This is a genomic window from Azospirillum agricola (assembly GCF_020005195.1).
GTDB classification, from domain to species: domain Bacteria; phylum Pseudomonadota; class Alphaproteobacteria; order Azospirillales; family Azospirillaceae; genus Azospirillum; species Azospirillum agricola.
Genome location: NZ_JAIFZR010000005.1, coordinates 1,382,241 through 1,400,870, shown reverse-complemented (window position 1 = coordinate 1,400,870; position 18,630 = coordinate 1,382,241). Strand labels below are relative to the sequence as shown.

14 protein-coding genes and 1 CRISPR repeat array are annotated in these 18,630 nt (G+C 69.8%); of the genes, 4 read left to right on the top strand and 10 right to left on the bottom strand.

Annotation, left to right across the window (positions count from 1 at the left end):
• The first annotated feature begins 294 nt into the window (after positions 1–294).
• Positions 295–1,491: an IS256 family transposase gene (locus JN22_RS21660; protein ID WP_085552005.1), complete on the top strand. Its 1,197-nt coding sequence runs from the start codon at positions 295–297 to the stop codon at positions 1,489–1,491.
• Between the two features lie 10 nt (positions 1,492–1,501).
• On the opposite strand, the gene JN22_RS21655 is transcribed toward JN22_RS21660, so the two are convergent.
• The 10 genes from JN22_RS21655 to JN22_RS21610 form a co-directional block, all read right to left on the bottom strand.
• Complete coding sequence (locus JN22_RS21655) at positions 1,502–2,092, bottom strand: DUF6538 domain-containing protein (protein WP_317852939.1); 591 nt, start codon at positions 2,090–2,092, stop codon at positions 1,502–1,504.
• 361 nt (positions 2,093–2,453) lie between these two features.
• Positions 2,454–5,004: a CRISPR direct-repeat array (repeat unit 32 nt; unit sequence GTTTCAATCCACGCCTCCGCGCGGGAGGCGAC).
• Between the two features lie 188 nt (positions 5,005–5,192).
• Positions 5,193–5,483, bottom strand: coding sequence for a CRISPR-associated endonuclease Cas2 (gene cas2 / locus JN22_RS21650; RefSeq protein WP_085555893.1), 291 nt, complete (start codon positions 5,481–5,483; stop codon positions 5,193–5,195).
• Positions 5,484–5,487: 4 nt separating this feature from the next.
• A complete protein-coding gene (gene cas1c, locus JN22_RS21645) occupies positions 5,488–6,513 on the bottom strand; it encodes a type I-C CRISPR-associated endonuclease Cas1c (RefSeq protein ID WP_085555892.1) in 1,026 nt (341 codons plus the stop codon).
• A complete protein-coding gene (cas4, locus tag JN22_RS21640; protein ID WP_085555891.1) occupies positions 6,510–7,172 on the bottom strand; it encodes a CRISPR-associated protein Cas4 in 663 nt (220 codons plus the stop codon). The genes cas1c and cas4 overlap by 4 nt, the downstream gene beginning before the upstream one ends.
• 4 nt (positions 7,173–7,176) lie before the next feature.
• Positions 7,177–8,058 (bottom strand): type I-C CRISPR-associated protein Cas7/Csd2, encoded by an 882-nt coding sequence (cas7c, locus tag JN22_RS21635; protein WP_085555890.1) that lies wholly within the window; start codon positions 8,056–8,058, stop codon positions 7,177–7,179.
• A gap of 5 nt (positions 8,059–8,063) precedes the next feature.
• On the bottom strand, positions 8,064–9,896 hold the full coding sequence (gene cas8c / locus JN22_RS21630) for a type I-C CRISPR-associated protein Cas8c/Csd1 (protein WP_085555889.1): 1,833 nt from the start codon (positions 9,894–9,896) through the stop codon (positions 8,064–8,066).
• Positions 9,893–10,552, bottom strand: a complete 660-nt coding sequence (cas5c, locus tag JN22_RS21625; RefSeq protein ID WP_085555888.1) for a type I-C CRISPR-associated protein Cas5c — start codon at positions 10,550–10,552, stop codon at positions 9,893–9,895. Before cas5c ends, cas8c begins: the two co-directional genes overlap by 4 nt.
• 116 nt (positions 10,553–10,668) lie before the next feature.
• Positions 10,669–12,942 carry a CRISPR-associated endonuclease Cas3'' gene (locus JN22_RS21620; protein ID WP_085555887.1) on the bottom strand — a complete coding sequence of 758 codons (2,274 nt, stop codon included), beginning with the start codon at positions 12,940–12,942 and terminating at the stop codon, positions 10,669–10,671.
• A gap of 137 nt (positions 12,943–13,079) precedes the next feature.
• Positions 13,080–14,426, bottom strand: a complete 1,347-nt coding sequence (locus JN22_RS21615) for a CmpA/NrtA family ABC transporter substrate-binding protein (RefSeq protein ID WP_085555886.1) — start codon at positions 14,424–14,426, stop codon at positions 13,080–13,082.
• A gap of 271 nt (positions 14,427–14,697) precedes the next feature.
• Complete coding sequence (locus JN22_RS21610; RefSeq protein WP_085555885.1) at positions 14,698–15,018, bottom strand: ribbon-helix-helix domain-containing protein; 321 nt, start codon at positions 15,016–15,018, stop codon at positions 14,698–14,700.
• Between the two features lie 283 nt (positions 15,019–15,301).
• Here JN22_RS21610 and JN22_RS21605 point away from each other — a divergent pair, with 283 nt between their 5' ends.
• The 3 genes from JN22_RS21605 (at position 15,302) to JN22_RS21595 (ending at position 18,604) form a co-directional block, all read left to right on the top strand.
• Positions 15,302–16,444 (top strand): coiled-coil domain-containing protein, encoded by a 1,143-nt coding sequence (locus tag JN22_RS21605; protein WP_085555884.1) that lies wholly within the window; start codon positions 15,302–15,304, stop codon positions 16,442–16,444.
• Positions 16,444–17,436, top strand: coding sequence for an SH3 domain-containing protein (locus JN22_RS35005; RefSeq protein WP_085555883.1), 993 nt, complete (start codon positions 16,444–16,446; stop codon positions 17,434–17,436). The genes JN22_RS21605 and JN22_RS35005 overlap by 1 nt, the downstream gene beginning before the upstream one ends.
• A gap of 70 nt (positions 17,437–17,506) precedes the next feature.
• Complete coding sequence (locus JN22_RS21595) at positions 17,507–18,604, top strand: CocE/NonD family hydrolase (RefSeq protein WP_085555882.1); 1,098 nt, start codon at positions 17,507–17,509, stop codon at positions 18,602–18,604.
• Positions 18,605–18,630 lie beyond the last annotated feature (26 nt).

Here is an 18,630-nt window from a genome sequence, read left to right as displayed (position 1 = left end):
AGCCCAATGACCGCTCGTACGAGCCCCACGTACATTTCCCGCGATCCATAAATCCCAGCAACAGTGCTGTCTTCATGTCCCATCAGCAGGTTCTGTTGATCGTCTCGTAGCTCGCTGCGTCGCAGCGTGTTCTTGGTCGCGTCCCGGTGAGTGGTGTCCGAACGTGAGGCTGGCCCGCCGGAGCGCTCCCCCCTAGCTGGCGCAGGCGGGCCAGCCGTTCGGAAGCAGGCGGTCACCGTGTGTCTTCGGTAAGTTGAGGTTGCTTGACGACCATCAACTGTGACGGAGACCACGATGACCGAGGACAGGATCGCTCTTCAGGACCTGATTGGGAAGAGCGCCGACGCTGACTTCCTGCGCGAGATGGTCGGTTTCGCCGCCCAGCGGCTGATGGAACTGGAGGTCGAAACCTTGTGCGGCGCCGGTTACGGCGAGCGCACGGACGAGCGGCAGACCAAGCGCAACGGGTATCGCGAGCGGAGCTGGGAAACCCGCGCCGGGGCCATCGACCTTCGGATCCCCAAGCTTCGGCGCGGCTCCTACTTCCCGGCCTTCCTGGAGCCACGGCGCACGGCGGAGAAGGCGCTGGTCGCGGTGATCCAGGAGGCCTACGTGCAGGGCATCTCGACGCGCAACGTCGATGACTTGGTCAAGGCGATGGGCATGACCGGCATCTCGAAGAGCCAGGTCAGCCGCCTGTGCCAGGACATCGACGAGCGCGTCCAGGCGTTTTTGAACCGGCCGCTGGAGGGTGACTGGCCCTTTGTGTGGCTGGACGCCACCTATGTCAAAGTGCGCCAGGACGGCCGCATCGTCTCGGTTGCCGCCATACTCGCCATCGGCGTCACCACCGATGGCCGGCGCGAGGTGCTGGGGCTCGGTCTCGGGCTGTCGGAAGCCGAAATCTTCTGGAGCGAGTTCCTGCGCTCCTTGACGCGCCGGGGGCTGCGCGGAGTGAAACTGGTGATCGCCGATGCTCATCTCGGGCTGAAGGCCGCCGCTTCCAAGGTGCTGGGCGCGACACTCCAACGGTGTCGTGTTCATTGCATGAGGAACCTCCTGGCCTGCGTCGGCAAGGCGCACCAGACGATGGTCGCCGCCACCATCCGCACCGCCTTTGCCCAGGAGACCGCCCAGGCCGCCCACGAGCAGTGGCGACACGTCGCCGACAGCCTGCGGCCGCGCTTCTCCAAACTGGCCGCCTTGATGGACGAGGCCGAGTTCGACGTGCTGGCCTACATGGCCTATCCCAAGGACCTGCGCACCAAGCTGCACTCCACCAACCCCTTGGAACGCCTGAACGGCGAGATCAAGCGGCGCACCAATGTCGTCGGCATCTTCCCATGCGAAGCCGCCGTCACCCGACTGGTCGGCGCCCTGCTGCTGGAGCAACACGACGAGTGGGCTGTATGCCGACGCTACATGACCATGGAAAGCTTGGCCGTGCTGTGCAACCCTGCGGGCGACCCGCTTGTCATCTCAGCGGAGTAAACCGGCAGCCTCAGCGCGCCGAGGAACACGAAGCCTCCTCAGACACCACACCCCGGGGCACGATCGGATCGTTGGGCTCGCCCCAGTAGACACCCTGGTCGCGTTCGACCGCGCGCTGCAGCGCCTCGACCTCCGCGCGAAGCAGATGCTCGCAAAGGACGGCGAGCTGCCGCGAGCCGTCCTCCGTGGCGCCGCCGAGATCGGCAAGGATGGTCTTGGCCCGCGGCAGAATGTCGCGGTGGTCGCCGTAGGCGAGTTGGCGGCGCGTGCGATCGAGACGAGCTGCATGATTGATCGGGTAGGCGGGGGCATCGTCGACGGCATGAGCACGGCCGAAGGCGAACCGCGCGTCGCGGTCCTCCTCCAGTCGCAGCGCGTAGAACGCGCGTGCCATCGCCTCGATGTCGTCCCGTCCCAGCATCGGGTCCTGTCGGATCGTGTCGAACAGCGACAGGGCCATCTGAACCAGTCGCAGGCTCCGGCGCCGGGCGATCGCCTCGTCGGTGGTGCCCAAGCTGCGCTTGAGCTCTGTCCGACCGAGGCGCTCGCGAACGTCACGCGGGACCCGAATTCGTATCTGGAACTTTTTTCCGATTCTCATAACGTACGGCACACGCATGATCGAATGGCCCCGTCCTGGCGCCGCCGTCACTCGCCCCTTGCTTGCAGGCGTGTGACCAGCGCTGTGTACCAGTCCGGGACTCCGGGCGTGGCGGTCGCTGGAAAAGCCAACGGGCGCGACGCGTTAGGGCGAACATGGCAGAGGGTCCCTCTCCCTCCGCCACTGAATTCAGCCCAAGCAACTGGTTTGCTTGGGCTTTTTCATTTCCCGAACAGGCCCCGATCTTTGCGGTGGATTGACGCCTCGGTTGCGGACATTCGTGGAGCGGAGCGACGACCTCTCAGCCCCCGCGTGGGAGGCGACACGGCGTCGACGGCGTGCACCAGGCGCACGAGCTGGTGTTTCAATCCACACCTCCGCACGGGAGGCGACAGCTCGTCTGGCCGGCCGGGATCACCGACAGCCAGTTTCAATCCACGCCTCCGCGCGGGAGGCGACTCTTGGAGTGGACCACGCTCGTCATCGGCAAGGTGTTTCAATCCACGCCTCCGCGCGGGAGGCGACCGGCGCGGTCCTGGCCCTGGAAGCCCGGGGCGAGTTTCAATCCACGCCTCCGCGCGGGAGGCGACGGGCAGGCGGATCCGGGGCTGGCCGGATCAAGGTCGTTTCAATCCACGCCTCCGCGCGGGAGGCGACAAGCGCCGGGCCCGATGGAGGGCGGCGTCAATCGTTTCAATCCACGCCTCCGCGCGGGAGGCGACGACCATCGCCAGATGGTTGTGCGCTCCACGCCGTTTCAATCCACGCCTCCGCGCGGGAGGCGACCCGAGTTTCAGCCGGCCGCCATCGCCGCCTTCGAGTTTCAATCCACGCCTCCGCGCGGGAGGCGACGAGCGCGGACTTGCTCGTCGTATTTCCCAGGCCTTGTTTCAATCCACGCCTCCGCGCGGGAGGCGACTTCCACTTCCGCGCAACTGCGGCGAGTGGCTGGCTGTTTCAATCCACGCCTCCGCGCGGGAGGCGACAGCGTCAGCAACTCAAGACCTCATGGAGAGAGCATGTTTCAATCCACGCCTCCGCGCGGGAGGCGACGCAATACTTCCCGGCTGGGGAAAGCGGATCATGTTTCAATCCACGCCTCCGCGCGGGAGGCGACATGATCCTTGACGGCGATTGCATGGATGGCCTGGTTTCAATCCACGCCTCCGCGCGGGAGGCGACTGCAGGTCACGCACTCGGCCTTCTCATCCACGACGTTTCAATCCACGCCTCCGCGCGGGAGGCGACTGGCCGGTGAACTGAGGAGCGCACCATGACCGAACTTGTTTCAATCCACGCCTCCGCGCGGGAGGCGACGCTGCCGTGTAGCGCTCCGGGGTGAAGGGCGGCTGTTTCAATCCACGCCTCCGCGCGGGAGGCGACCTGACCACACTGGAAACGGTGCGCACCAAGACGTTTCAATCCACGCCTCCGCGCGGGAGGCGACCGTCCTTCGTCGGGGCGATGGCATAGGAGGCGTCGTTTCAATCCACGCCTCCGCGCGGGAGGCGACAGGAAGTGGCCGAGCGGCTGCTCCCCAACGGCGTTTCAATCCACGCCTCCGCGCGGGAGGCGACGGCGGCACGGGCGGCGGTGTAGGCGACCGGCTGCACGTTTCAATCCACGCCTCCGCGCGGGAGGCGACGTTTGTCGTGCTGGTTGGGTCGGGCAGCCAGAAGTTTCAATCCACGCCTCCGCGCGGGAGGCGACCAGACTGCGCCGGCCGCCCAAGCCCCATGACCCGGTTTCAATCCACGCCTCCGCGCGGGAGGCGACGCTTTAAGAGCTTTCAATTCCGCGCCGATGACACGGTTTCAATCCACGCCTCCGCGCGGGAGGCGACTCACCGACTTCGACCGCAAGATCCACGAGTACGAGTTTCAATCCACGCCTCCGCGCGGGAGGCGACCACCCGACGCTGGCCAGAGACATCGTCGACGGCGTGTTTCAATCCACGCCTCCGCGCGGGAGGCGACGAGCGCATCCTTGACGCCATCTTCCAGCTTGCTGTTTCAATCCACGCCTCCGCGCGGGAGGCGACGTCGTCATCTTCTGCTACCGGGAGCAATACTACCTGGTTTCAATCCACGCCTCCGCGCGGGAGGCGACCACCGTCGCGAGTGACCGGCGGTCAGCCGGAAGCGTGTTTCAATCCACGCCTCCGCGCGGGAGGCGACCCTTGCGCCTTCGCCATGGCAACCCCTCCTTAGCGTTTCAATCCACGCCTCCGCGCGGGAGGCGACCCGGTCGGTTGGGGAAGGGGATAGGCCGGACAAAGTTTCAATCCACGCCTCCGCGCGGGAGGCGACAGGCCACCCGCTGCTTTCCGTCTGGACGATTGCCAGGTTTCAATCCACGCCTCCGCGCGGGAGGCGACCACCGTCGCGAGTGACCGGCGGTCAGCCGGAAGCGTGTTTCAATCCACGCCTCCGCGCGGGAGGCGACCCTTGCGCCTTCGCCATGGCAACCCCTCCTTAGCGTTTCAATCCACGCCTCCGCGCGGGAGGCGACCCGGTCGGTTGGGGAAGGGGATAGGCCGGACAAAGTTTCAATCCACGCCTCCGCGCGGGAGGCGACAGGCCACCCGCTGCTTTCCGTCTGGACGATTGCCAGGTTTCAATCCACGCCTCCGCGCGGGAGGCGACGGCTTGCGTCGGTCACATGGTCGCGGATGTGGATCGTTTCAATCCACGCCTCCGCGCGGGAGGCGACCGCTTCCCCCGCAGTGTACATCACGGCGTATCTCGTTTCAATCCACGCCTCCGCGCGGGAGGCGACCGGCCTGAACGGCACACTGACCGACACTGTGACGTTTCAATCCACGCCTCCGCGCGGGAGGCGACGAGCCATTGCATGTTGGGCAATCCTCTTCGCTGTGACGTTTCAATCCACGCCTCCGCGCGGGAGGCGACACCCGCAGAATAACCCATTGGCGGTGAACGAGAAACCATAACCAATCCGCGAACGAGGCGGGAAAACAGCGCGCTGGCGGCCCGCCGCCTCCGGGGCAAGCATCAACCCCTTCAAAACGCTCGATGTGCGCGAGACGCGAACCCTCCAGGGGAAGTCATGGGAGCTTGGGGTTCGCGCAAGTCTCCACCTACAGGATCAACGGCTCGTCGAGATCCGTCGGCGTCCGGACGCCAATGTGCTCCACCTTGTGACGGGCCTGCGAACCCAGAAGATAGAAACGCAGGCTGTCGGTCCGCGGTTCGATCAGACCGATCAGGGACGCACGCAGCACGGTCCATTGGGCCGGATCGACGGTGCATTCGAACACCGAATACTGCACACGCACCCCATGATCCTGGCAGGTTCGCGCCACGCGGCGCAAGCGGCGGCGGCCGGCCGGGGTGTCGGTGAAGACGTCGTAGCAGACCAGCACCAGCATGGCGTCAGCGCCACAGGAAGGGCGGATAGGCGTCCAGGTCGCCGCGCAGATGCCGGGCCAGCAGGCGGGCCTGGGCATGCCACATCAGGCCGAAGGGCAGCTTCTCGTTCAGGAAGGGGTGGTTCAATTCCTCCTTCTTGCGCTTCTGGTAGGCGACCAGCACGGTCTTGCGGGCGTCGGGCGTGAGGGACACGGCGCCGGTCTCGCCGGTCTCGAAATCGTCGGGGCACAGTTCCTGCCGGTTGATCAGCGTCAGCGCCAGCCGGTCGGCGAAGGGCGCCCGGAACTCCTCCAGCAGGTCGAGCGCCAGCGACGGGCGGCCCGGACGGTCGGTGTGCAGGAACCCCACCTGGGGATCCAGCCCCACCGCCTCCAGCGCCCCGCGCACGTCGTGGGTCAGCAGCGTGTAGAGGAAGGAGAGCAGCGCGTTGACCCGGTCCAGCGGTGGGCGGCGGGACCGTCCGGCGATCCGCCATTCCGGCTCGTCGCGCCGGATCATCGCGGCGAAGGCACCGAAGTAGCAGGCCGCCGCGTCGCCCTCCACCCCGCGCAGCTGGTCGACGCCGAGCGGCCGGTCGAGCTGGGTCAGGGCGCGGCCGATCGCATCCTCGGCCCGCGCCAGCGCGCCGGTCGGGTCGGTGTGGTCGCGCCGGTGGCGGCGCAGCACCGTGCGCTGGTTGGCGAGCTTGCCGGCCAGCACGCCGCGCGTCACCAGAGCCGCCCGCGCCGGATCGTCCGCCGCCCGGTACTGCGCGCGCCGCAGCAGGACATTGCCCGACACCGGCCCTTCCACCCGCATCAGGAAGCGGCCGTTGTCGGACAGGAAGCCGACGCTGATGCCCTGCTCGGCGCAATGGCCCAGCACATGCGGGCTGGCGCCGACGCTGCCGAAGGCGACCAGCCCCTCCAGCGCGATCAGCGGCACCAGCGTGCGCGTGCCGTCCTCGCGCCGCACCTCAACCGCCTCGCCTTCGCGCGACAGGTAGCTGCCGGGGGTGGTGACGTAGAGCGTGTTCAGCAGCCTCTTCACGGTGCGTTTTCCTCGGCGGTTCCCTGGGCGTCGGCGCGCAGCATGCGGTCCAGCCAGGCGGCGGCGGACTTGGCGCCCGACAGCGTCGGCAGACAGAAGGGCTCCAGCGAGCAGGACCGGCATTTGGGCGCCGGCTCCGGCGGCGGGGTGACGCGGGCGGCCAGCATCGCGTGGAGTTCGCCGGCCAGCGCCTCGGTCCGCGCCCGCAGGGCGGCGTCGAAGGCCACCTCCTGCCGGCGCCGGGTCTCCCCGTAGAAGAGGGCGCCGCCCGGCACCTCCAGCCCCAGCATTTCCTCCAGGCACAGGCCCTGGGCGCAGAGCTGGACGCGGTCGGCGTCGTGGGGCTTCGCCTTGCCGCGCTTGTACTCCACCGGGCAGGGCAAAGGCGGCAAACCGCGCCGGGCGTGGAACTCCACCACGTCGGCCCGCCCGACCAGCCCGAGCCGCCGGTTGAGCAGGGGCACGCCGCGCGCGATGCGGACCCCGCGCCGGGTTTCGCCGGGGGCGTTGTCCACCCGCTCGTGCAGCACCCGGCCCTCGGCGGTCAGCGCGTTCTCCGCCCAGGCGTCCTCCAGATGGATCAGCGCGCATTGCCGGGCGCAGAAGGCAAGGTGCTGGAGGGCCGACAGCGGGGCGAGGGCGGAGTCGTCCGCCTCCATCCGCCTACAGCCGCTCCTCGATCTCCACCCCGTCGGGCAGGCCGGCGCGGTCGATGGCGACGGTGAAGTCGCGGTCGAAATCGCGCGGCGCCGTCACGCCGTCATTGAGCCTGGCGGTGACGAGCTTGAACAGCTTCTGCGCCGGCGCCTCGCCCAGCGCCGAGCGGTGGCGGAAGACGATCAGCTTGCGCGCCGCCATCTCGCCGCGCGCGGCGGAGCGGTCCTGTTCGAACATGTTCTCCAGCGCCTTGAGGAACAGCTCCAGGTCGGTGTCGGAAAAGCCGGTCTGGCGAGCCAGATGCGGCGAGAGGAAGCCGTGGGCGCGGTACAGCCCGTAGGGCACGATGTGCTTGCGGCCCATGGTGCGGTTGTCGCCGCTCTGCTTGTCGGCCTCGGCCTGGGTGGTCACCGCCATGCGGGTGACCGACAGTTCCGCCGGAACGATCGGGTGCAGGCTTTCCGCGAAGGTGAGCTGGACCGGGCCGCGCACCTGCCCGCAATTCACGCCCGTGGTCATCACCGCCCCGAAGGTCCGCACGTCGAAGAAGGTGTCGCACATCCACTGCGCCACCTTGCGGGCGTCGGCCTCGCCCTTCGCCTTGCCCTTGCCCTTGTCCAGCTCGATGCCGTTGGCCTCGTAGGCGCGGGCGTGCTGGTCGTTCAGGATCGCCTTCTCGCGGACGTAGATCTCGTAGCCCGGACGGCCCTCCTGGGTCAGTTGGACGTAGTTGCGGATCTTGCGCTTCAGCGAGACGTCGGTGACCAGACCATGGCCCGTCTCCGGGTCGATCCGCGGCATGTTGCCGGCGTCCGGATCGCCGTTCGGGTTGCCGTTGCGGACGTCGAACAGATAGACGAACTCGATGCGGGATTCGTGGATGCCCATGCGTTTCACTCCGGATCGGTGTTCAGGTCGCCCGGCCGGGCGGCTTTCAGGGCATCGCGCTCGGCCTTGGGAAGCCACAGCCAATGCCGCTCGTGGTAGTAGCCGATGAAGAAGAGGCCACGGTCGTCCACGCTCAGCGAGTCGTCGTAGTCGTGGAGGCTCTGGGCGATGGATTCCAGCCGGTTCTCGAGAAACCGGAAGCTTCCGGGGGCGTCGCGGCGCAGCTTCTTCAGGTGCTGCTGGGCGAGCTTGTTGAGGAAATGGAAGATCAGCTTGGGCGTCGAGGACGCGCTGCCGATGTATTTGTCGCGGATGGTGGCGTTCAGCTCCCGACCGTCGGCGGCCTCCTGCTGGATGCGCTCCAGCACGGCGAACTGGCGGCCGAGCAGATAGCCCGGCTCCAGGCGGGATTCATCGAGACCCACGAGCGTGTTCTCCTCTTGCTGGATGGTCCCGGCCAGCCGGGCGCGGCGCACCAGCACCGCCTTGATCAGCGCGACGCGCGGGTGGTTCACGACATGGTCGGCGCGGATGCGGTCGAGCAGCACGGCCAGCAGGCTGGCCGGGTAGGGACCGCCGCCGAACACCGCGCGCAGCAGGTCGCCGTGCAGCTTGTTCAGCCCCTTGTCGTTCGGGTCGGGCTTGGCGGCGTCGCCGTCGCCGCGGTACTTGGTCCGGGTTTCCATCGCCAGCGCCCAGAGCGACGGGTGCTTCGGCTGCGTGTCCCATTGCCGGACCAGCTCGGTGTCGCGCAGGTGCCACGCCACCCGGTCGGCCACGACGCCGAGGCTGTCGCAGCTCCAGAAGCGCACCGCCAGACGCGCCGCGTTCGGCGACAGGCCCAGCACGAAGAAGCGCGCCCCGGCCTCCCCCGGCTCCAGCGCGTCGCGGCCCTTGGCGAGACGCTCCAGGGCGTCCCGCACCTCGCGGGCGCGGGTTTCGTCCTCGGCCGGGATGTCGGGGCGGGTGACGACGAAGCCGAACTCGGATTCGAAGCGCGTCGGCCGGTCGGTCCAGAACACCACCGACACCTCGCCGATCACGAGATGCCGCTCGCCGCGCCTGGCCAGCAGATGGTTCAGCGCCGCCGTGTAGCCGTGCGCGACGCGGGCCGACACCGGCGCGTTGAAATTCTGGCTCTTGCCGTAGGATTCATAGGCCGGCGCGTTGAAGGACACCAGCGCCGCCCCCGACGGCTGTGCACCTGGAACATTCTTGATGGCTGGGTGGGTTGGGATAATGGGTTGGTCAGCTTCGCCGGTGGCGAGGCACTGGCCGGTGACGGCCTCCACCGCCTCGGCCGCCATGGCGTGTTCCCAGGCCGTACGGATTTCCGGCGCGCTGTGGACGCAGTCGTTCTCGTTGATGACGCGGAAGACGAGCCAGCCTGACAAGATCTCCAGATCGTCCACATCCGGCGCTGCTCCTGCTGTCCAACTCCGGAAAAAAGCCAACACCGCCTGTGCCCAAGGGTGGGCAACCTCCGCCAGGACGGCCTCGTGCCGGGCACGGGCAGCGGCAAACTGCTGTGCAATCCGCTCAGGCTTCGCGCTTTCGTTATAACCAAAAAAGTAAGACGCATTATCACATAGAAATCCAGGGCTGATGCCGTAGGCTCGGCGCGGCGGCTGCGGCACGGGCTGGAGGGACGGGCGCTTGACGGTCTTGCCCTTCTTGCCGGCCGGCTCGTCGGACCGTTGGTCCTGGACGGCGAAGACGCGGCCGTCCGGATGCAGCACGACGCAGCCCGTCACCTTCTCGTAGGAATAGCCGTAGGGCGGCAGGTCGCCGACGTCGCGCAGGCGCTCGTAGAGGCGATGAAGTTCGGTGACGATCATAGGCCGCTCCGCCGCAGGCAGGCCCGCACGTCCAGCACCCCGTCCACCAGTTCGGCCCGGAAGAAGCGCGGGGTCATGCCGTCGGCGAAGTCGATGTCGTGCAGCATCCAGCCGAGGTCGCGCGTGCCGCGCAGATCCTCCGGCGGCAGCGGCAATTCGTCCGGCGGCGGTTCGAAATAGGCGGGGAACTCGCGGCAGCCGAAGCAGGGTTGCCAGACGCATTGACCCTTGGTGATGCGGCGGCGCGCCATCTCGGCGTGCTTGCCCGGACTGTCCTGCGGCCCGGCCCGGTCGGTCATCTCGAAATGGGCGTCGATGATGTAGTCCACGTCGCGGAGGATGACGCTGGCGCGTTGCTGCCGATCCTCCTCCGGGTGCAGGACGACCGCGCCGCCGCCGGCCATCGCCTGCCGCGCGAGGCTGTAGGAGGCCTTCGACGCCACCTCGTTGCGGCGGATCGTGTCGAAACGGATCGGCTTGAGGACGGTGATCCGGTCGATCTCCCAGCGGATCGCCGGTTTCCAATGGATCGCTTCGAGGATGCCGCGCGCCGCCGACGGCGTGATGACGTCGTAGGAGACCCGTTCGGCCTTCATCTCCGGACGGGAAAAGAGCGCGCGGCTGCCATGGACGCGCAGGGAAATGCCTTGGGACATGCGACGCCTCCCGACCTCTTTCTATGCAATTGATAATAACGAAATTCAAAAATCATGCAAATTTTTGAGATTAATAATTTTTGAGAACAGCCGGAAGATGCGTTTTGGCGACCAGATTAAACCACATTCTCCAGCTCCGTCCGCTCCCTCGGGTCGCGGGCCGTCAGGCCCAACGCGGCATCGTAGTGCCCGTCGCAATCCGTCAGCAGCAGGAACTGCCCGTGCTCGCCGATGGCTTCGACGATCCCGGCGGCCATCAGGCGGGCGAGCTGGCCGCGCGGAATGGTGACGGTGAAACGCTGGAGCTTGCGGGCCAGCGGACCGGGGCGCTCGCTGGCCCGCAAGGCAACGGCCCAGCGCTTCGCCTCGTCGGTATAGGGGGTGATCACCGCCACCTGCTCGTTGTCGATCAGGTGGAAATCGGCGGCCACCGCGCGGAAGGGGAACGCGTCGGGACGACCGGTGGTGGCGAGCCTCTCCCAGGCCCTGGCCACGTCGTAGGGATCGCCGCCGTCGAACGTCCTCTTCTTCAGGCTGGCGCCGTAGAGCCGGTGGAAATAGGTGGACAGCGCGTCGGGACGAAGCGCCTCCTCCCAGGGGCGGGCGGCCATCAGCTCCTTCGTGATGTCGCGTCGGCGGTTGAGGTCGGACAGGCCGTTGCGCCGCTCGGTGTCGAAGACGACGACGCGCCCCACCCCGTCGAGACGGCCTTCGCGGTTGCAACGGCCGGCGCTCTGGGCGATCGAATCGAGGCCGGCCATCGCCCGCAGAACGAGGGGGAAGTCCAGATCGACGCCGGCCTCCACCAGTTGGGTGCTGACGACGCGGCAGGGACGCTTCGCGTCCAGATCCGCCCGGATCGCGGCCAGCACGGCGGAGCGGTGCTCGGCGCACATGGCGGCGGACAGGTGACGCACCCCGTCCACCTTGCGCTCCGTCAGCATCCGGTGGAGGTCGGCGGCGTGGCCGCGCGTGTCGAGCACGCACAGCGCCTGTGGGTTGCCGTCATCGGCCAGCAGGCCGGCCAGCGCCTCGTCGTCGAGCCGGCCGGCGTGTTCGACCCGCACGCGCTCCATCGCCCTGTGCAGGGCCGGCGCGCCGTCCCCCGGCATGATCGGGCGGATGCCCTCCAGGCCGAAGGGCAGCGGCTGGTCCCGGCCCAGCGCCGGCTGGGTGGCGGTGCTCAGCAGCACGGTGCAGCCATAGTCGCGCGCCAGCGCTTCCAGCAGGACGAGGCAGGGGCGCAGATGAGGCAGGGGCAGGAGCTGCGCCTCGTCCAGCACGATGACCGAGCCGGCGACGTTGCGCAGCTTGCGGCAGCGCGAGGGACGGGCGGCGAAGAAGGATTCGAAGAATTGCACGGCGGTGGTGACCGTCACCGGGGAATCCCAGTTCTCCGACGCCAGCTTGTGCCGGTCGGGGCCGACGCCCTCCTCGTCCCCATCCTTGAAGCCGCCGGGCGGGCCGTAGGCGGAGTGATGCTCCAGCACGGCGCCGGGCAGGCCGGCGAAGGCGGCGTGGCGGAAGACCTCGGCGGTCTGCTCGATGATCGACAGGTAGGGAATCACGTAAATGACGCGGCGCAGACCGTGGCGCAGCGCGTGTTCCAGCGCGAAGGAGAGCGACGACAGGGTCTTGCCGCCACCCGTGGGCACCGCCAGCGAGAACAGGCCGGGCGGCAGCGCGGCGGCGTCCCGGCAGCGCTCCAGCACCTCGACCCGGATCCGGTTGACGTCGGAATGGTCGGCCCCGGCCGCCTTGCCCGCCAGATGCATCCGCAGGGCGGCGGCCAGGGTGGGCAGATCGGGCTGCCCGCCGCGCAGCGCCGCCGTTTCGGGGTCGCTGTAGCCCTCCGTCGCCAGGGCGTCGGCGTCGGTCAGGCAGGAGAAGATCATGCGGGCGAAGAGCGCCACGGCGAACGGATCCGCGAAGGGCGGCAGCGGCAGTTCGGCCGGGAGCAGCGGCCCGACCTCGCGCAGGAAGTCGGCGCGGACCGAATCGGGGATGCGGGCCTTGCGCAGGCGAACGGTCAGGCTGCCGTCCCCGCTTCCCCCGCCATCCGGCAGCCCGGCGTGGTGGCCGGCCACCGCATAGGCCAGCAGCCAGCCGGCGGCGCTCCTGTCGCCGTAACGCTCCAAGGCGAAGACCGCGCCGACCGTGGAATGGTCGACCCTGCCCTTGCCGTCCTTCAGCAGACTTTGAAAGGCGTCCGCGTATTTGCCGGCGTCGTGCAGCAGCCCCAGCGCCCGCGCCCAGGCCCCGGCCCACCGGCTTTCCGGGAACAGGACCGACGCGAACCCCTCCGCCCTCGCGGCGACCCGGAGCAAATGCTCGCGCAACGGTTCCCAGGGAGCGCCGGGGATTTTCGGTGTGTGGGCGTACCAATCCATCGCGTCACCCCCTCGTTGATGGACCAGGGATGAAGACGCAATCGGGTCGCCGCAATACGCAAGGGCGGGTTTGGTTTCAAGACTGCATCACCGGATATGGAGCGCCGGGCACGGAGCGCCGGGGCCGCCGCGCGGGATCAGCGCTCCCGCGCGGCCCGCGCTCCATCCCGATCCACGGCGGTCGCCGGGCTTGCGGGCTGCGCCGCGTGGCGGGCGGCCGGCAGGGCGCCGGTGGGGTCGAAGATCGCCCGGTCGAAGAACAGGTCCGGCCCCATCGGGATCGGCGCGGTCGCCTCCTCCAGCAGCCAGGGGCCCGCGTGGGCGCCTTCCAGCTTGGTGTCGATCAGCGGCACGGCACCGCCGAGATCGCGCTGGGCCTGCCGGTGAAGCTCGGCGTCATAGACCCCGGCGGCCAGCGCGTGGAGGTCGGCCGAGGCGTCGAGCTGCCCCCAGCGCACCATCTGCGCGAGCAGCCACAAGGCGTGGGAGCGCCAGGGAAAGGTCGCGGCGTAACGGTGGAAGACGTGGAAGTCGGGCATCGCCACAGGCGCCTCGCCCGGCCCGGAAATGAAGGCGCCGGTCAGCGACCGCTCGACCACCGCCCGAGGCACGCCGAGGTGGCGCGGCTGCGACAGGATCGCCGCCGCCTCCACCCGGTTGGCCGGCTCGTCGAGCCAGGCCTGCGCCTCGATCAGCGCGCGGACCAGCGCGCGGTGGCTGTTGGGGTGGGCGTCCGCCCAGGAGGCCAGCACGCCCAGCACCTTTTCCGGCCCGTTGTTCCAGAACTCGCAGCCGGCGATCAGCACCCGCCCGACGCCCTCGGAGACGGCGAGGCTGTTCCACGGCTCGCCGACGCAGAAGCCGACGATGTCGCCGGCCTTCAGGCTCGCCACCATGCGCGGCGGCGGCACGGTGACGATGCGGACGTCGCGGTCGGGGTCGATGCCGGCCGAGGCCAGCCAGTAGCGCAGTTGATAGGCGTGGTTGGCGACCGAGAAGACCACGCCGAAGGCCAGGGGCGGCAGGCCGGCGGCGCGGTTGGCCTCGATCACCCGCTTCAGCGCGCGGGCCGTCAGCGGGCGTTGCGCCATCGCCTCGGGATCGGCGGCGGCCATGCCGGCGTGCAGTTCGGTCGAGACGGTGATGGCGTTGCCGTTCAGCCCCAGCGCGTGGGCGGCGCGGGTCGGCGTCGGAAAGGTGCCGACTCCCGCCGTCATCGCCAGAATCAGGCCGGTCAGCATGTGGGCGCCGTCGAGCAGCCCGACCATCAGCTTGTCGCGGATGTTCGACCAGGACGGCTCGCGCGACAGCGTCACCTCCAGCCCCTGGCGCGCGAAGAACCCCTTCTCCACCCCGACGACCAGCGGCGCGCAATCGGTCAGCGGCACGAAGCCGAGGGTCAGCGCGGTCTTCTCCAGGACTTCGCCGCCGGGTGGCGGAGCGGCGCGGCGGGCCGGGGAAGAGGACGGCGACGGGGTGGGCATGCGGTTTCCCCTTTTCGGGCATGAAGAGGCGTCCAGGCGGCGGGAAGTCCCGCCGCCTCGGCTCGGACGCCCTCATCCGAAAAGCCGGGCCATCGTCGGCGCGGCACCGGACGCACCCGCCGAAGCAGGCATCATGCCAACGGGCGGAGGGCTGGGTTTCAGCGGGTTCGGCACCATCCCGCAACGGTTCGTCCACGCGCGCCGCTCACGCGCGCCGCCCAATCGTCCGGCGGCGGCTGCCGAAATTTTGGGCTCACGCCCGGTCGGCCGCTCAATCCTCCAGCGGCACGGCGTCGTCCAGCGCCTTGCGCAGGATCAGCGAGGGCCCGTCCTCGGAAAAACCACGGTTGCCGATGGCGGTCCGGTAATAGCTGACGATGAAGACCCGGATCGACGCGGTCAGGTTGCCCTCCTGGCGGCGCTGGTCGATCTGCGTGCAGATCTCGTTCAGCCCCAGCCGCTCACGCTCGCAGATTTCCTTCAGCGAATCCCAGATGTACGGCTCCATGCGCAAGCTGGTGCGCCGACCATTCACCTTCACGTTCCGACAGACCAGGACCGGCCCTTCCTTGCCCCCGCCAGTGCCCGCCATGTGACGTCCTGATCCCCGTCCGTTGCGAATCCGCCAACCCCTCGGTGGCGGCCATACATCCACTTGTATGAGAATATTGCAAGAAGCGTGTGCCCTCCAAGTCAATTTCGACCAGTGGTCGCGAGACCTCGCGACAAAAGGGCGCATTCGGGAAAGCCGAACGGCCGTGTGCCGGCGGCGTGCGGACAAAACCCGCTTCCTTTCCCGGACGCTTCGCTATACCAGTGCCCGCATGGGTCGAACGGGGTTTCCGGCGGAATCCGGAGGGGGAAAGGGAGCGGCGATGAGGCGACCGGCGACAGTGCGATTCGCGGCGGCGCTGGCGACGGGCATCGCGGCGGCCACCCCGGTCGGCACCGCCACCGCGTCGGAACCCTTTCCCGAGGAGGCGGTCCGCGCCGAGATCGCCCGCCATGTGCCCGCTCCCTGGCACATCGACTCGCTGACGGTGGAGCCGGCCGAGCTTCCGGGAACGACCTCCGGCAAGGGTTCGGACCAGCGCGCCGCCGCGCGGATCGCGGCGCGGGTGACGCTGACCACCCCCACCTACGTCGTCGACAGCCGCGACGGGCCGGTCACCTTCCTGCGCCCGGCCGCCGACAGCGGGCTGGAGAAGGTGCTGACCGCCACCGCGCGCGCCACCCGCAACGCCGCCGGAGCCTGGACGCTGAAGGTGGAGCCGCAGAACGCCGACGTGCTCGACGGCATCGGCAGGCCGGCCACCGAGCTTCCCGGCCGCACCGTGGTGGTCGGCAGCGAGGAGGCGCGCACCCTGCGCGAGCAGCTCGACCGCGACGCCCGGCAGCGCCTGACCGACGAAACTGCGCGGCTCAAGCGCGAGGAGGAGCTGCTGGCCCGGCAGAACGCCGCCAACGCGGCGGAGAGCGAGCGCGCCGACCGGGAGCGCCGCGCCGTCGAGGCGCGCGTCTCCCAGATCACCGAGCTGCGCGGCAAGCTGCTGGGCCAGGACCGGCCGGCCAAGATCGCCGCCTACGAGGCGGCGCTCGGCGGCAACGACCCGGCGCTGCGGCAGCTGGCGGTCGAGGCGGCGTTGCAGAGCCGCGACCCGGTGCTGGCCAATCTGGCGCTGAAGGATTGGATCGCCCGGCGCCGCGCCGTGCCGGTGCAGCTCTTCGCCACCAAGGAGGATCCCAGCTCCGAGACGGTGGTGCAGAATCTGGGGCCGATGACGCTGGAGATCGAGGGCTTCAGCCCGATCAACGGCGCCGTCGCCGGACGCCTCGGCGCCCCCGGCTACAGCATCGCCAAGCCCTCCAGCATCATCGGGACGCTGGCCCAGACGGAGCTGACGCTGAACTCCTACGGCTGCGCGCTGAGCGTGCGCCTGACCGAGCACCGGACGCTGGACGGGCTGCTGCGCTGCCAGACCCTGCCGACGCTGATCGCCCGGATCACCCTCGACTGATGGCGGGGCGGCGCGACAGCGGGGTGCCGTCGGGCGCGGCGGGCACCGGAAGCGCGGCGGGCACCGCTGGCGCGCGGGCGCGCCTCGCACGGGTGGCGCTGCTCGCCCTGCTGGCGCTGCCGGCCACCGGGGCCGGGGCCGGGGCCGCCGCACGGCCGCCGGAGGAACGCTTCACCCCCGCCGCCCCCGCCCCGACCGTGGCGATGCCGCGCCTGACGCCGTCGGGCAGCGCGCAGGCCACCGGCCTGACGCCCGGTACCGTGTTGCAGCCGGCCCCGGTGCCGGCCCCGCCCCTGTCGCCGATCCAGGTGCCGGGACCGCCCCCCGTCACCCCCCGCCCGTCCGCGTCACCCGCCGCGCCGGGCCCCGCCAAGCCGCCCCACCCCACCCAGCCTCCAGCCCTCCCGCCCAAGGTCGCCGCGGCGCCGGCCGGACCGCCGGCCCCGCCCGTGCCGGACAAGCCGCCCGCCGCGGTTTCCGCCGCGCGGCGCGCCGTCGTCGCCACCGCCGCCGTCAAGCTGCGCGCCGCCCCCAGGCCCGACGCGCGGGCGCTCGACCAGTTCGAGCGCGGCGACCGGCTGGAAGCGCTCGGCCCGGCGGTGAACGGCTGGGTTCCGGTCGGCCGCAACGGCCGCTCGCTCGGCTACGTCGCCGCCGACTATCTGGCGGACGCCGCCAAACCCACGGAGGCCAAGCCCGCTCTCGGCCGCTACGCCAAGGCGTCGCGCGAGGACAAGGGCTGCGCGCTGCCCGACGACATCCCGACGGCCAGGCGCCGGGCGCCGTTGCCCGCCGGCAGCGTCGCCCGCGTGCTGGCCGACGCCAACCTGCGGGTGGCGCCGGCCTGCGACGCCAGGGTCGAGGATGTGCTGGAGAGCGGGGAGCGCGTCACCGTGCTGGAGGTCACCGGATCCTGGTACCGGGTCGGGCGCAAGGGGCGCACGCTCGGCTATGTCGGCGCGGCGCTGCTCGGCGCGGCGAAAAGCCGCTGAGGCCACGCGACAGGCGCGCGCCGATGGCGTAGAAAAGGCGACCCGCTCGCCGTTCCGGGGAAGGCTCGCCATGATCCTGCGCGTTCTCGCCGCTTTCGCGCTTCTCCTCTGGGCCGTGGTTTCGGCGCACGCCGAAGACCTGACCCAGACGGAGCTGCGGATTCCCGCGACCTACGGCACGGGGGAGGCGCTGACGCTGGAGGGGCTGCTGATCCGCCCGGCCGGCCCCGGCCCCTTCCCCATCGCCGTCATGACCCACGGTTCGCCGCGCGACGCGGCGGAACGGGCGAGGATGACGCCGCTGCGGCTGGCGCCCCAGGCGCGGGAGTTCGCCCGGCGGGGCTGGGCGACGCTGGTGGTGATGCGGCGCGGCTACGGCGGCTCGGACGGCCCCTTCGCCGAGGGCAGCGGCGCCTGCAACAACCCGGACTACCGGCAATCGGGCGAGCGCGGCGCCGACGACCTCCGGCAGGCCATCCGCTTCATGGCGCGCCAGCCCTTCGCCGACGCCTCGCGCGTCATCAGCGTCGGCGTGTCGGCCGGCGGCTTCGCCAGCCTGGCGCTGGCCGCCGCCCCGCCGCCGGGTCTGGCCGCCGCCATCAGCTTCGCCGGTGGGCGCGGGTCGCGCGCCGACGACGACGTGTGCAGCCCCGACCGGCTGGTCGAGGCCTTCGGAAGCTTCGGGCGGACCTCGCGGGTGCCGACCCTGTGGATCTACGCGGAGAACGACCTGTTCTTCGGCCCGGCGCTGGCCCGCCGCCTTCTCGGCGCCTTCACCCAGGCCGGAGGCCGGGCGGAGTTCGTGCAGGCGCCGGCCAACGGCAAGGACGGGCATTTCCTGTTCTCCGCCGCCGTCCCGCTGTGGACGCCGATGGTCGACCGCTTCCTGGCCGCCCACGGGCTCACCCTCCGACCCACCCTCATCGCGCTGCCGGCCGCGACCCTGGCGCCGCCCCCGGAGCTTTCGGAACGCAACCGCGCCGGCTTCCGCGACTACCTCGCCGCCGCCGGCAACAAGGCGTTCGCCGTGTCGCCCGACGGCGGCTATGGCTGGAAATCGGGACAGCGCAGCGAAAGCGACGCCCGCGAGGGAGCTTTGGAGAATTGCCGTAAGCACACGCGGAAGGCCTGCCGCATCGCCGCCGTCAACGACACGCCCGTCCGCTAGAGTCTGTCTGTTTGTGTCTGAATCGG

Coding starts and splice junctions, on each gene's coding strand:
- JN22_RS21660 (WP_085552005.1), top strand. CDS start 295: ATGACCGAGGACAGGATCGCTCTTCAGGACCTGATTGGGAAGAGCGCC.
- JN22_RS21655 (WP_317852939.1), bottom strand. CDS start 2,092: ATGAGAATCGGAAAAAAGTTCCAGATACGAATTCGGGTCCCGCGTGAC.
- cas2 (WP_085555893.1), bottom strand. CDS start 5,483: ATGCTGGTGCTGGTCTGCTACGACGTCTTCACCGACACCCCGGCCGGC.
- cas4 (WP_085555891.1), bottom strand. CDS start 7,172: ATGGAGGCGGACGACTCCGCCCTCGCCCCGCTGTCGGCCCTCCAGCAC.
- cas7c (WP_085555890.1), bottom strand. CDS start 8,058: ATGGGCATCCACGAATCCCGCATCGAGTTCGTCTATCTGTTCGACGTC.
- cas8c (WP_085555889.1), bottom strand. CDS start 9,896: ATGATCGTCACCGAACTTCATCGCCTCTACGAGCGCCTGCGCGACGTC.
- cas5c (WP_085555888.1), bottom strand. CDS start 10,552: ATGTCCCAAGGCATTTCCCTGCGCGTCCATGGCAGCCGCGCGCTCTTT.
- JN22_RS21620 (WP_085555887.1), bottom strand. CDS start 12,942: ATGGATTGGTACGCCCACACACCGAAAATCCCCGGCGCTCCCTGGGAA.
- JN22_RS21615 (WP_085555886.1), bottom strand. CDS start 14,426: ATGCCCACCCCGTCGCCGTCCTCTTCCCCGGCCCGCCGCGCCGCTCCG.
- JN22_RS21610 (WP_085555885.1), bottom strand. CDS start 15,018: ATGGCGGGCACTGGCGGGGGCAAGGAAGGGCCGGTCCTGGTCTGTCGG.
- JN22_RS21605 (WP_085555884.1), top strand. CDS start 15,302: ATGAGGCGACCGGCGACAGTGCGATTCGCGGCGGCGCTGGCGACGGGC.
- JN22_RS35005 (WP_085555883.1), top strand. CDS start 16,444: ATGGCGGGGCGGCGCGACAGCGGGGTGCCGTCGGGCGCGGCGGGCACC.
- JN22_RS21595 (WP_085555882.1), top strand. CDS start 17,507: ATGATCCTGCGCGTTCTCGCCGCTTTCGCGCTTCTCCTCTGGGCCGTG.